Below are 13,117 nucleotides of genomic sequence, written 5' to 3' on the forward strand. Positions count from 1 at the left end.
GTTATGAAAATATCTGGATTTACTTTTGTTAGAAATGCTATAAAATTTGATTATCCCATCGTGGAAGCCATTACTTCAATATTGCCAATTTGCGATGAAGTAGTGGTAGCCGTGGGAAATTCAGAAGATGCCACATTAGCGTTGATACAAAGTATAGATTCGCCAAAAATAAAAATAATAGAAACCGTTTGGGATGATTCGCTTCGCAAAGGTGGACAAGTACTTGCCGTTGAAACAGATAAAGCCTTAGCTGCTGTTTCACCTGATGCTGATTGGTGCTTTTATATACAAGGGGATGAAGTAGTACATGAAAAATACCTGCCTGTTATTAAAAAAGCCATGCAGGATAATTTGCATAAAACTGAAGTAGAAGGTTTGCTGTTTAACTATACACATTTTTATGGTTCTTATCGCTATGTAGGTAATGCACATCGTTGGTATCGACGAGAAATCAGGGTGATTAGAAATACAGGTAAAGTTCATTCCTATAAGGATGCACAAGGTTTTAGAACGGCAGATAATCAGAAATTAAAAGTAAAATTAATTGATGCCTATATCTATCATTATGGTTGGGTAAAACCCCCAGAAATCCAGCGTGAAAAAATGAAAAGCTCGATTAATTTTTGGGGAGAGGGGCACGATGTTGATAAAATCAAGGAAGTGCTCGAAGCATTTGATTATTCAGAAATAGATTCATTAACACTCTTTGATGGTATTCATCCCAAAGTGATGCAAGCCCGTATAGATAGCGTAAATTGGATGTTTGACTATGATATTCATGAGAAAAAATTATCATTCAAAAATAAATTAAAGATGGCAGTTGAGAAACTGACAGGCTATAGAATAGGAGAGTATAGGAATTATAAATTGCTGTGAAGATTTATAAAGCATAGACCACAAAAAAAGCCTGAAACTTTCGTTCCAGACTTTAGATAGATTAGAGGGAGTTTTCTTAGATGAAGAAACATAATTCAAAAATTATGTAACTAGAGTTTGATTAAAAATAGGGTAAACTTTATGAACTAGGTGTTGGGGAATTGTGAAAAGTGTAGAGTGAAATAATGCTGCCAAAATTTCAATACCATTTACTAAGGTCGATGCACTGGGCTGGGTAAACAAATCATAATCAAGTACAAAAACGGCTTTATTTTGAACTGCCCTTAGGTTTTCCCAACCGCTTTTTATGGTTAATAAATGCAATTCTTCTATACTTCTTTGCGTATCAAAACCGCAAGGAGCAATGATTAATACTTCGGGGTCGTACTTCAATATTTTTTCCCATTGGGTTACAATACTGTCTCCCGAAGGATTACTTAACATATCCACTCCACCTGCATAGGCAATTTGATGAGGAATCCAGTGTCCGCAATTATATATTGGTTCTATCCATTCCAACAACATTACTCTTTTGGGTAAAGCTCTATGTTCTCTGAGTTTGTCAATAACATTATCAATTCTCAATTGAAGATTCGCCAAGTGCTGATACGCAGCTTCTTCTCTACACAACGCTGTAGCAATGGTAATTACTGTCTGAAAAACATCTTCTAAGCTCTGTGGGGTAAGGGTAACAACCAGAGGTGTTTTCTCAAGATTATCAATTACTGCTTGCGTACATTTTGTATCAATCTGGCATACTTCACAAACATCTTGCGTAATTACTACATCGGGAGCTATGGCTTGTAATTTATCTTCTTCTACATAATACAAGCTTTTCCCTTGAGCCTTAGACGCTGAAAAAATCTTATCAATTTCAGTACTCGAATAGTCTTTCCCTTCTAGCACACAACGCACCAAAATTTCATTTTCAGTTCTTGAAGTTGGCGGACATTCAAAGGTTACGCCATAGAGTAAGTCTTGCAAACCCATGTCGTAAATCATTTGCGTTGCGGCTGGAAGAAAAGAGACAACTTTCATAATGATAGCTTTCGGCAATCAGCTTTCAGAAGTCAGCAATTGCCATTATTGATAAAGAATAAATTACAAATGATAGCTTTTAGAAGCTTATCATTAAACAAAAAATATACAAGATAGCCGAAGTCCGAAGACTGATAGCCTCAAGCTTTAGTCTGTGCTAAGCTTGGGAAACGTACTTGTAGTAGCTCAAAACTGCCAAAAAGCAAGGCTGAGTAGGCAAGTGTTCCTACCAAAAAGTTTTTCATAAATGGAAAACCTTGTACAAGGCATTGTTGTAAGCCTGCCCAATCCCGCGTTAATGGTAGGTTTGTTCTCAAGTCTGTACCTCCGCCAATCCAAACGGTTAAATCTGCCAAAACCCAATGTGAAACAGAAGCAATCACCGCTGCTAATACAATATTCTGCACATTGATTTTCTGAAGGATTATTTTGCCGAACAATACAATGATTGCAAAAATGCCGTAAATCCAATACCAACCTTCGTACATGATACCATATTTACCTTGAAAAATTACCTTATTGATTACAATATCGCTTACTAATATTGTAAGAAGAGGAAATGCAAATGCCTTCCATCGACTAGTAAAATATGCTCCGCCAAAAAGCCCCATAGCACCTAGTGGCGTATAGTTTGCAACAGGCGTAAGCTGTGCCGAATTGGCAATTCTTAACAAGGCAATGGCTAGAATGAAGCAAAGCAAGGTTAAAAAGCGAGGATTGATAGTTTGTTTCATACTTGGAAAGTTGTTTCATACATTGGTCAACTTTTTAAAGGTTGACCAATATGAAGATGAATTATTTTAAAACAAATCCTACAGGATTTATTTCAGCTTTTAAAGAATCAATTAATGTTCCATTTGGTTGGTATCTGAATACATACCCCGCTTGCTTATAAGAAGGTGTAAAACCAGCGTAAATGTTACCCGTAGCAGGGTCAGTTGTTAAACCTGTAAATAGTTTATTGATGAATGGCTTTGCTGTAGAAATACTAGCATCATTAATATTAAAACTATAAGTTTCTCCTTTACTTACATTATTAGCATAGTCGTAATAAGAATAGACAAAGAAAATAACATTTTTATCTTTATTGAAAGTAAAACTGTTAGCCGATTGATCAAGAGTACTCTCTGTAGCAAAAGCAGTACGACTTTCGACTGTTTTAGTACTTAGGTTGAATTTTACAAATTTTTCATCTGCATAGAACCATAATTTACCGTTTGCATCTGTACCAATCAAGCGAGGGTTAGAACCTATTTCTACTGTTTGAGAAACAGCATCTGTTTGAGTATTGATAATAGAAATATTTTTTGTGCCACTGTAAGTGGTTGACGAAACAATCACCTCATTGCCAATAGCAACCATTTTGTCTGCACCTTGTTGAACCGTAATTTTTTTGGTTATTTTATTTTTAGTCAAATCAACTACTAATACAGTACCAGGCTTATAAGAATAATCAGCATTAAAAGTATCCCAACAAGAAATATATGCTTTATTAGTACCTGCCTTTATAACAGCACTAGGGTTTTCAACCATATTAGAATCTATTTTTGCGATAGCTTTGAAAGTACGAGCATTTACGATTTGGATATAGTCTTTTCCAGCAGTTTGATTATCTACTAAGATTACCCCTGAACCATCAACATCTGCGTAGTCAGCTACTCCGCCAGCCACTGAATTAAGATTTTCCTTCTGGAAAATATCAAAACTACTAACTTTGGTAGTAGGGTTGATGAATGTGATTGAGCCATTGTTATCTGAGAAATTGCCTCTGTTTACTACAAAAATACCAGTATCATAAGGTTGAGAAGGTTCAGGTTCTGAGGTTGAATTACAAGCATTTAATGACAAGAACAACGTGCTTGCCACTAATGAGCGAATGATAATAGAATAGAATTGCATTGTTTTAATGGATTAAAATTGAAAAAATATTTTTTTGGGACTTCAGCTTTCGGTCGTCGGCTATCATTATTAATGCTTTCATCTGAAAGCTGATAGCCGATGACCGAAAGCCTATCAGATGCTAAATATTAAAAACTAACCCTAGTGAAAAGCCTCGTCCGGGCATGGCTTTTTTCTTCACACTTGGGTACACAGTGTCTGTCAAGTTATTCATTTGGAAAAGCAAATTAGCTTGTGTTTTCCCTACTTGTATTTTCCCTGAAATAGTAGCATTCAATATAAAATATGGAGGAAAAGGGCGACCAGAATGATCAAAAGTGATATAACGTTCGGAGTTATATAAGCCTTGAAAATTTAATGTCCAGTTTCCTTTACCTACATAGGCAGTCCCCGAAACGGTATGTAGAGGCACATAAATCATTTGCTTGCCGATAATGTCTTCGGTATAAGCAGCATACATTTTTTGTTGAGAAACATGGGTATAAGCATAAGTAGTGGTAATACCCGCTAGCATTCTCCCTTTGAGGTATTTTATATTGCCCATAACTTCAAATCCTTTTGCTAGTACCTGCTGTAGGTTTTCCACACGATATCCTTTGTCAGGGTTCCAGTAGGTCCAATTATCAACTAAATTATGATAGGCATTTACGCCTAGTGAGGTATTAAGTTCTTCGGAAATTACTTGTTTCCAATTAATACCTACTTCTTTGTTGAAACCACTTTCGGGTTGAATATTTGGATTCCCAAGTGTTTTCCAGTATCGCTCATTAAGGGTCGGTAAACGATAACTTCTTGCTACATTACCTGTGACCACTATTTGGCTTTTCTTGGCAGAAAGCAATAGGTACTCAACCCCTAGCGAGGGTGTAAAGGGAGCTTGATAACGATTAGAAAAAGCTTGACGAAGATTAAGTGAAGCCGTTAGCTTGTCGGAGAATTGATTACGGATGAGTGCAAATATATCTTGACGGTTTTCGCTAATGGCACCACTGTCATAGCCATCGACATGGGCAACATAATGCACAAATTCGCCACCTATTTTAATATTTGTGTTCCATACTGAGTTGGCTTTTTTATAACTAATTTCATGTTCGGCACGAGCAATGTAACGATCTGTTTCAGAATGACTAGGTGCTGAAAAATCGCCAGTGCCATAGTCAATAATGTCTTTTACAAAGCCCATTTTTACATTCGTATTACCGAATTGATAGGAAGATAGAAACCGCGAAGCTTTGGTTTGGGTAATTTCCCTAAATGCAATTATATCAGGTTGAATACTTAGTTTATTGTCGGTCAACCAAACATTGAAAGCAAACAAGTTTCCGTTCTGTTGTTTCAAATATAAATCTTGGATAAAGCCTTTTTGAGCAGTTTCCGAAGGCTCAATCTGATATGTTCTTCCTGCATTATCTGTTCTTTCGGTTTCTGAAAAATGATTATTATACTTACTGCCATAAAGCAAAGTTTTCCCTGAGAACTGTAAACCTTTCTTTGTATGATGGGCAAATCTTAATCCTATTTGTCCATTATAATTATCAAAACTTCCGTATTGACCACCAACTGTAAGATTTACGCCAGGTTTTTTCCATTGTGGAACAGAACCCAATAATATACTCCCACCTACAGCATCAGAACCTACGCAAGAAGCCGCCGAACCGTATTGGATAGCCATTTGGTCGAAGCCTAAGAGAGGCACAGTAGAAAAATCTGTTTGCCCAGCCATAGGGTTATTAATGTTCAGACCGTTCCAAAGTACGGCTGTATGCATGGCAGAAGTGCCTCTGAAAGAAATACTAGTTAACTGACCATTACCATAACTTTTGAAAGTAATGGGCGATTGGTATTGCAGGAAATCTGCTAAGGTTTGGTATTGAAAACGAGCTAAAGTAGTTGAATCTATTTTTTTAACTTTCAAGCCAGCCATAAAATGCTCGTTTGAAAAGCCTGTTACTTTTACTTCATCAATCTGTCTGTTAGAAATTTCTTGGGCATAGCAATGTAAGGATACAAATATCCCGATGAGCGAAAATATAGGCTTACAACGTAACAAATACGTGAAAACAGCAGACATAACCTGAATAGTTAGGTCTTGACCTACGGAAATAAACCGAAAAAATTGACCAAGAAAGTTTAAAAGAAATAATCGAACGCTCAATGATGCTTATCCTCCGTAAGCAAACAATTAAGAATGATTTAATGGCAGGTCTCCTGACTTGTTTCATCATTACCTTGACCTTCCCAATTTATTTAGTGATTTAGTGATTTCGCGATTTAGTGATTAATAAGCCAATTGATTATTAGGATTATTTTTGAATTTCTTCATTCACTCAATCATTCATTCACTCACTCACCATTAAACCAGTGGTTATCGAAGAATGGTAATAATTGTATTGAAACTTACAGTTGCGGGGACAGTTCAGGACTTAAGACCTGATTCCCTATTAAGCCTTAAACTCATATAGAAACGAGCCTAATGCACCATAAACTGTTGCAAAGGTAGTAGAAAATTTATTTGTATGATATAAAAATTAGATTTAAACTGTAAAATGTTTTACTTTATAACTGGTTAAATGGCTGAAATACAGTTGATTGTTTAGTATTTAGCTTATTCCATTAATTTTTTGAGATCCTCCATCTTAATAGGTTTAACCAAATAATTACTAACGATTTCGTAGGCTTCTGCTTTTTTAACATCCTCAGGGTCTATCGAACTTGTTACTATGTAAATGGTAGTGATTTTTTCATTAGGAATCTGGATAAACTCATCTAAAAACTGCCAACCGTCCCATATAGGCATATTCAAATCTAATAAAATTAAATCTGGAAGTTTTTCTCCGCCAATGATAATCGCTCTCAAGCTCTCGTATGCCTCTTTCCCGTTGTGAAAAACTAAAAAGCCGTCACAAAAATTTGCAAGTTGCATGATTCTTTTTGTACCAAAAATAAAAATGGGGTCATCATCAATGATGCAAGCAATATTAAATTTTTTCATGTTTAAAATATATACTAAATGTCGTTCCTTTGTTTACTTCACTTATCACGTCTATTTTCCCTCCCATTGCTTCTATTTGGTTCTTTGTAATGAATAAACCAATCCCACGAGCATCTTTATGTGCATGAAAGGTTTTATACATACCAAATAATTTTGCACCATGGCGTTTTAAATCAATGCCCAGTCCGTTATCTTCTATTGTTAAAACCACGTGCCCTTTATCGATAAAGGTCGATAATTTAACATAACTATCTCTCTCCTCTGTGCTGTACTTTATTGAATTTGTTAAAAAATTTAAAATGATACTATCTAAATAAGCAGGAACAGCCAAAACTCGTTCATCTTTACCAATAGTATTTTTAATATTTACATTTGAATCTTTTGCAAAAGCCGAAACATTTTGAATAGCATTTTCTATCGCATTGTACAGATTAACACTTTTCAAATTGTCAATAATAGTGGTATTCATCAAAACTACTTCATTTAAATGAACGATAGTTTCTTTAAGATTTGTAGATGCCGCTTTTAATAAAGTGATGTATTCGTTATCCAATAATGCTGGGTATTCTTCCAATAAGATATCCATCATCATGGAAATATTCCCTGAATGCGACCTCAAATTATGCGAAACTATATGTGCAAAGTTTTTCAGCCTTTCGTTTTGGTCTTTTGTAACATCTAAAAGAGCCTGAATTTCTGCCTCTGCCTTCTTTTGCTGAGTAATATCTATTATTTGAGAAATAAAATAGAGCGGTTTCCCAACCTGATCTCTTGCTAATGATGCCGCCAGAATAGCATGCACTACATTCCCTTTTTTATGGAAATATCGTTTTTGCATGTGGTAATATTGTCGCTCGCCATTTACTAATTCATTCAGTAAGTGTAAATCTGCTTCAAGGTCTTCTGGATGAGTAATATCCTGAAAGGTTAATGAGAACAGTTCCTCCTCTGTATAACCAACAATATTACAAAGTGTTTGATTAACCTTCATCCATCGTCCATCAGGCTCTAGTAGGGCCATTCCAATAGCAGCATTTTCAAAGTTTCCTCTAAAAGATTCTTCACTAATCAACAGCTTCTCTAAAGCCTTTTTTCGCTCTGTTACATCATGCATCGCAACAACAGCACCAAATAGTTCATTATTTGGCCCTCTGAGCTGAGCACCAAAAGTAGAAACAATATGTGATGTACCATTGGTAGACGAAATTAATATTTCTTGATTTTCTACTTTATGACCTCTTAAAGTTCTGATGAGGGGTATATCTTCAGTCAGAAGTGGGTTTCCGTCTAAATCATAAAGCCCATAATATTTTGAAAACTCGGATGGATGTACGTCGTCCAAGGGTAATCCATGCCAGCGTTTGGTAGTGCTATTGAACAGCGTAAGCGCACCATTTTGGTCGCAAGCTACAATCCCGACATCAATGCTTTCAAGAATTGTTTCCAATAAAGTATGTTTTTCCAGAAGACTCTGTTCAATTTTCTTTTGTTCAGTAATATCATCGGTATACATAAGTAGCCCGCCTATGGTATTATTATCATTATACCACGGCTTTATTTCCCATTTTAGCCATTGAACAGTGCCATCTATTCTGACAAATTTATCTTCGTTTCTTTTGATAGATTTCCCCTGTAAGCATTCTTGATGAATATTCTTCCAATCGTCGCCTATTTCTGGAAAAATCTCATAATGTGTTTTGCCGATTAAGTTGATGCCTTCTAAACGATAATCAGCCCTCCATTTTTCAGAAACCGCTAAGTATTTTAGGTTATTATCAAACATCGCTATGGCAGTAGGGGTATGTTCAATAAACACCTTATTTCTTTCAACGATTTGCTTTTGCTCGCTAATGTCAGAATGTGTTCCATACATCATCAAGGGCTGTCCATCGCTTGTCCACGTAACTACTTTACCTTTATCGTGTATCCAAACCCAATGCCCATCCTTGTGTTTCATTCGGCACTCACAACGGAAGAATTCTATTTTCTTTTCAAAACAGTCGAGTATCTTTTGATTAGAAATCTTTAGGTCTTCGGGGTGGACTAGGTTTTCCCAAGTCTCATGGCTTATCGGAGCCAACTCCTCTAGCGTATAGCCAATAATTTCTGCCCAACGTTCATTATAGACTGTTTCTCCCGTTTGTACATTCCATTCCCACGTACCTACATTAGTACCTTCAATAACACTTTGAAGCTTTTGTTTTTCTTTGATTATCTCCTCTTTGGCTAGGGTCTCAGTATTGATATCTTGAAAAGTACCAAACAGCCTAACGCATTTACCGTCCAAGAACTCCACCTTACCGATACTCCTAACCCATTTTAGATTATTGTTAGCCGTAATTATTTGTAAGGTTAAATCATAATTTTCTCCGTTTTTAATAGCATTATCTATCGCTTCTATAATCTTTTCTCTACTTTCACCGTCCTTATAATAATCAATGGCAGTAGTTAAGTCCGGTTCACAATCATCATCAACCTTATGGATAGATTTAGTCGTCTTGCTCCAATATAGTTTCTGAGTCTGCAAATCCAATTCCCAATAACCAATCATTGCCGCCGTATTACAGCGTTCCAGAAATTCCTCTTTTCTTTTTTGTTCCGTAATGTCTATATAAGTACAAAGTATTTTAATGTCTTTGGTTTTATCATTCTCAATGGCTATTGCCCTACAGTGAAGCCAAACAGTAGAATCATTTTTATGCTTGAATCTTATAACTTGATCATACGGTTGATTATGGGTTTGATGATGTTGTAGTTGTAAGAAGTTTTCAGTTAATTCTTTTAAATCATCGGGGAAAATGATGGTTTTCCAGGCAGCTAAATCCAAAGGTATATCTGTAGCCTTATACCCGAGCGTAGCCCAGAACTTAGTATTTATCCATCCATTACTAGGAGACTCTATATTCAAATACCAAAAGCCATCCAAAGCGAATTCTTGGATAAAATCAAAAATTGCAATATCACTTTTTATTAGTTCGTATAACTCTTCTTTCAAATTACTCATTTATAAATATTTTAAAATCGCTAAAAAAGCAGTAAGGATTAGTCTTTAGCTTTAGTTGTACATTTATCAAACTACCTATTTTCATTTAGAACGTTCAAATGAAATTTTAAAGATAAATGAGTCACTATATCTAAACATAATTAACATTTGGTAAATAATGAAATTTTTACCGTAAAAATGAAAAAAATAATAAACTATTACAGCTAAGGATAATAGTTGCATGGAGAGCAATGAGGTTTTGTATACAAATCTGTTTAGATATATTAAAAATTAAGCTACCCGCTATGTTTAATAAAATAAAAGACTTTTTGAATTACATAACATTACGGTAACATAAACATAACTTAAGCATAATACAAGCGTAATACTGTGGTTAAATAGCCGACCTAATTTTGTGCCATCAAAAAAACAAACCAGTATGATGAGGCACAAATTACTTTACACATTAATTATTCTATTTTCTTCACTTTCATTCACTTTCGCTCAGGAAGGAACTATTCGCGGTACAATCAAAGATGCAGTAAGCAAAGAAGACTTAGTAGGAGCCACTGTTTTCATTGAAGGAATCAACAGAGGAGCGGCCGCTGACATTAACGGGTTCTTTTCTTTCAATAAAATTCCAGTTGGAAACTATAAACTTAAAATTTCTTTTGTAGGCTATAAAGTAAAAGTTATCGAGAACGTAAAAGTAGTAGAAGGAAGCGTTACTGAAATTAATACTTTTATTGAAGAAGACCAAGCCACTACATTAAATGAAGTAAGAGTAGTAGCTAAAAAACTTACTAATACTGAAGTTTCGGTAATCTCAGAAATTAAAGCTGCTCAACAAATTGTAAGTGGTATTTCAGCTGCTCAAATCGGAAAAACATTAGACCGTACTGCTGCTGAGGTAGTTAAACGTGTTCCTGGGGTCACTATTTTCGGTGATCGTTTTATCAATATTCGTGGTTTGAACGAACGTTATAACACAGTAATGTTGAATAACGTATTTACACCAAGTATGGAATCAGATGTACGTTCATTTTCATTTGATGTAATCCCTTCAGGACAAATAGACCGTATTTTAGTATATAAATCTCCAGCAGCTGAATTGCCAGCTGAATTTGCAGGAGGTGTTGTGAAAATCTTCACGAAAAGTATTCCTGATGAAAATTATTTGACTATCGACGTAAGCGGAGGATACCGTGACGGAACAACAGGTAAAGAATTTTTCCGTCCGCAAACAGGAAAATATTCTTATACAGGTTTTAATAATGGTTTTTCAGACCTTCCTAAATATTTCCCAACTACCAACGAACTAAAACAAATTGCTACAACAAATCAGGCTGCATTAACGCAGGCGGGACAAATGTTAAGAAACACTTGGACGCCAGAATCTTCAAACGCTATTCCTGATTTACGTTTCTCAATTACTGGTGCTTATAAATTCATTGATAAAGAAGATTTGAAATTGGCAAATATTACGGCTGTTAACTATAGTAATACCCGTACAATATTTGAAATGGCAAGAAGTGATTTTGGTTATTCTGTAGACCAAACAAATGTTGAGACGATTAATGAAGATACAAGATTCAAAGATTTACAATATAACAACTCTATCAGAGCAGGTTTCTTACACAACTGGGCTTTGAGATTGAACGAGAAGCACACATTTGAATTCAAGAACTTGTATAATCAAATGAGCAATGCTCAGTATGTAAACAGAAATGGTTTAGAAAATGGTGGTACTTGGAATATTCGTTCTTTAGACCAAGTATATCGTGGAATTTATACAGGACAGGTTTTAGGTCGTCATAGTTTTAACGATGATAAAACAAAAGTTGACTGGGTTGTTGGATATAATAAATCAAATAGTGACCGTCCTGATTATAAGCGTTTTAGGTATTCAATTGATGGTGGTAACACGCCAGTATTATTAGTGCCTTTTGGTGCAGCACAAACTGTAAACTTAGGTAGAACAAACATTGTATTAGATGAACATGCAATTTTAGGAGGAATTAATTTAGTACAGAAATTAACATTAGTAAAAGGTACAACACCAGAAGGAAATAAAGAATTAGAATTGAAAGCAGGTGCTTTTTATGAAGATAAAGAACGTACTTTCAAAGCTCGTAACCTTGGTTATGTACGTGCTAATAGCTCATTGTTTGATATTGGTAGCTTACCAATTGAACAAATTTTTGCACTTCAAAATATCAATAGTACAAACGGTGTGAAAATAGATGAGCAAACAAATGCTTCAGATTCATACGATGCAAGCAATAATCAAATAGCAGGTTATGTTTCTGGAAACTATTCTTTCACGAAAAAATTAAACTTAATTGCTGGTGTACGTGTAGAGAAGAACGTTCAGAAATTGAACAGCTACGACATCAGTAGAAATGCGCCAGTAAATTATAAACGCGACCTGACAAACATATTACCTTCAGCGAACTTAACGTATAATTTCTCTGAAAAAGCCTTGTTACGTCTTGCTTATGGTAAAACATTAAATCGCCCTGAATTCCGTGAAGTTGCGCCATTCTCTTTCTATGACTTTGTAAACAACCGCGTAATAACAGGTAATCCTACATTGAACAATGCAGAGATTGATAACTACGATTTCCGTTATGAATTCTACCCAACGCCTGCTGAAGTAATCTCAATTGCAGCTTTCTATAAGAACTTTAAAAACCCAATTGAAGTAATTTTTGATGGTGTTAACAATGCTAACTTAACTTTTGGAAATGCTGAAAGTGCTTATAGTGCAGGTTTTGAAATAGAAGTTAAGAAATCGTTAGATAAATTAACGGCATCACCATTATTAAGTAAAATAAACCTTGTATTCAACGGAGCATTTATTTACAGCCGTGTGAAACTTGGTGCTGCTTCGCAAAACCAGTCAGACAATCGCCCATTACAAGGACAGTCTCCATACATCATCAATGCAGGTATCAATTATAACGATGCTAAAAAGAATACACAGATTAGCTTATTATTCAACGTAATCGGTAAGCGTATCTATGCGGTAGGTAACTCATTTGCAGCAGGTTATCCTGACTGGTACGAGATGCCAAGAAATGTAGTTGACTTTACATTCTCTAAAGAAATTGCAAAAAATCTTATGCTGAAAGGCGGTATTACAGATATCCTAAACCAAAGAAACTTAATTATTCAGGACGGAAACAAGGATAATACTTTTGATAGTAATGTCGATCAGATTATCCAAGCTTATTCTCCAGGAAGAACTTACTCTTTAGGATTGGTTTATACGCTTAGAAAAAATTAATAACCCATAGATACATTTCAATTTCTAAAACATTTTTTTC

At 35.3% G+C, this 13,117-nt stretch carries 8 protein-coding genes and 1 riboswitch; of the genes, 2 read left to right on the forward strand and 6 right to left on the reverse strand.

The features are described from left to right. Window positions 1-3 precede the first annotated feature (3 nt). A complete protein-coding gene (locus tag J2Y60_RS07060) occupies window positions 4-876 on the forward strand; it encodes a glycosyltransferase family 2 protein (RefSeq protein ID WP_309915353.1) in 873 nt (290 codons plus the stop codon). 102 nt (window positions 877-978) lie between these two features. Here J2Y60_RS07060 and J2Y60_RS07065 read toward each other — a convergent pair whose 3' ends face one another. The 6 genes from J2Y60_RS07065 to J2Y60_RS07090 form a co-directional block, all read right to left on the reverse strand. Continuing rightward, window positions 979-1,914, reverse strand: a complete 936-nt coding sequence (locus J2Y60_RS07065) for an ABC transporter substrate-binding protein (RefSeq protein WP_309915355.1) — start codon at window positions 1,912-1,914, stop codon at window positions 979-981. Window positions 1,915-2,054: 140 nt separating this feature from the next. Continuing rightward, complete coding sequence (locus J2Y60_RS07070; RefSeq protein WP_309915358.1) at window positions 2,055-2,648, reverse strand: DUF6580 family putative transport protein; 594 nt, start codon at window positions 2,646-2,648, stop codon at window positions 2,055-2,057. A 61-nt stretch (window positions 2,649-2,709) separates the two neighbouring features. Then, window positions 2,710-3,813 carry a DUF5074 domain-containing protein gene (locus tag J2Y60_RS07075; RefSeq protein WP_309915361.1) on the reverse strand — a complete coding sequence of 368 codons (1,104 nt, stop codon included), beginning with the start codon at window positions 3,811-3,813 and terminating at the stop codon, window positions 2,710-2,712. A gap of 121 nt (window positions 3,814-3,934) precedes the next feature. Continuing rightward, the gene (locus J2Y60_RS07080) at window positions 3,935-5,884 is read right to left on the reverse strand and encodes a TonB-dependent receptor plug domain-containing protein (protein ID WP_309915364.1); all 1,950 of its coding nucleotides are present in this window, start codon (window positions 5,882-5,884) and stop codon (window positions 3,935-3,937) included. Between the two features lie 109 nt (window positions 5,885-5,993). Continuing rightward, window positions 5,994-6,311, reverse strand: a riboswitch (cobalamin riboswitch). A gap of 107 nt (window positions 6,312-6,418) precedes the next feature. Beyond that, window positions 6,419-6,805, reverse strand: coding sequence for a response regulator (locus tag J2Y60_RS07085; RefSeq protein WP_309915367.1), 387 nt, complete (start codon window positions 6,803-6,805; stop codon window positions 6,419-6,421). After that, window positions 6,792-9,809, reverse strand: coding sequence for a PAS domain S-box protein (locus J2Y60_RS07090; protein ID WP_309915371.1), 3,018 nt, complete (start codon window positions 9,807-9,809; stop codon window positions 6,792-6,794). Before J2Y60_RS07090 ends, J2Y60_RS07085 begins: the two co-directional genes overlap by 14 nt. Window positions 9,810-10,227: 418 nt before the next feature. Between J2Y60_RS07090 and J2Y60_RS07095 the strand changes: the two genes are divergently transcribed. Then, complete coding sequence (locus J2Y60_RS07095; RefSeq protein ID WP_309915375.1) at window positions 10,228-13,077, forward strand: TonB-dependent receptor domain-containing protein; 2,850 nt, start codon at window positions 10,228-10,230, stop codon at window positions 13,075-13,077. The last annotated feature ends 40 nt before the right edge of the window (window positions 13,078-13,117 follow it).

Source organism: Arcicella sp. BE140 (genome assembly GCF_031456255.1).
GTDB classification, from domain to species: Bacteria; Bacteroidota; Bacteroidia; order Cytophagales; family Spirosomataceae; genus Arcicella; species Arcicella aquatica.

Excerpts from the sequence above, each read along its gene's own strand:
- J2Y60_RS07060 (WP_309915353.1), top strand. The coding sequence starts at position 4 with ATGAAAATATCTGGATTTACTTTTGTTAGAAATGCTATAAAATTTGAT.
- J2Y60_RS07065 (WP_309915355.1), bottom strand. The coding sequence starts at position 1,914 with ATGAAAGTTGTCTCTTTTCTTCCAGCCGCAACGCAAATGATTTACGAC.
- J2Y60_RS07070 (WP_309915358.1), bottom strand. The coding sequence starts at position 2,648 with ATGAAACAAACTATCAATCCTCGCTTTTTAACCTTGCTTTGCTTCATT.
- J2Y60_RS07075 (WP_309915361.1), bottom strand. The coding sequence starts at position 3,813 with ATGCAATTCTATTCTATTATCATTCGCTCATTAGTGGCAAGCACGTTG.
- J2Y60_RS07080 (WP_309915364.1), bottom strand. The coding sequence starts at position 5,884 with ATGTCTGCTGTTTTCACGTATTTGTTACGTTGTAAGCCTATATTTTCG.
- J2Y60_RS07085 (WP_309915367.1), bottom strand. The coding sequence starts at position 6,805 with ATGAAAAAATTTAATATTGCTTGCATCATTGATGATGACCCCATTTTT.
- J2Y60_RS07090 (WP_309915371.1), bottom strand. The coding sequence starts at position 9,809 with ATGAGTAATTTGAAAGAAGAGTTATACGAACTAATAAAAAGTGATATT.
- J2Y60_RS07095 (WP_309915375.1), top strand. The coding sequence starts at position 10,228 with ATGATGAGGCACAAATTACTTTACACATTAATTATTCTATTTTCTTCA.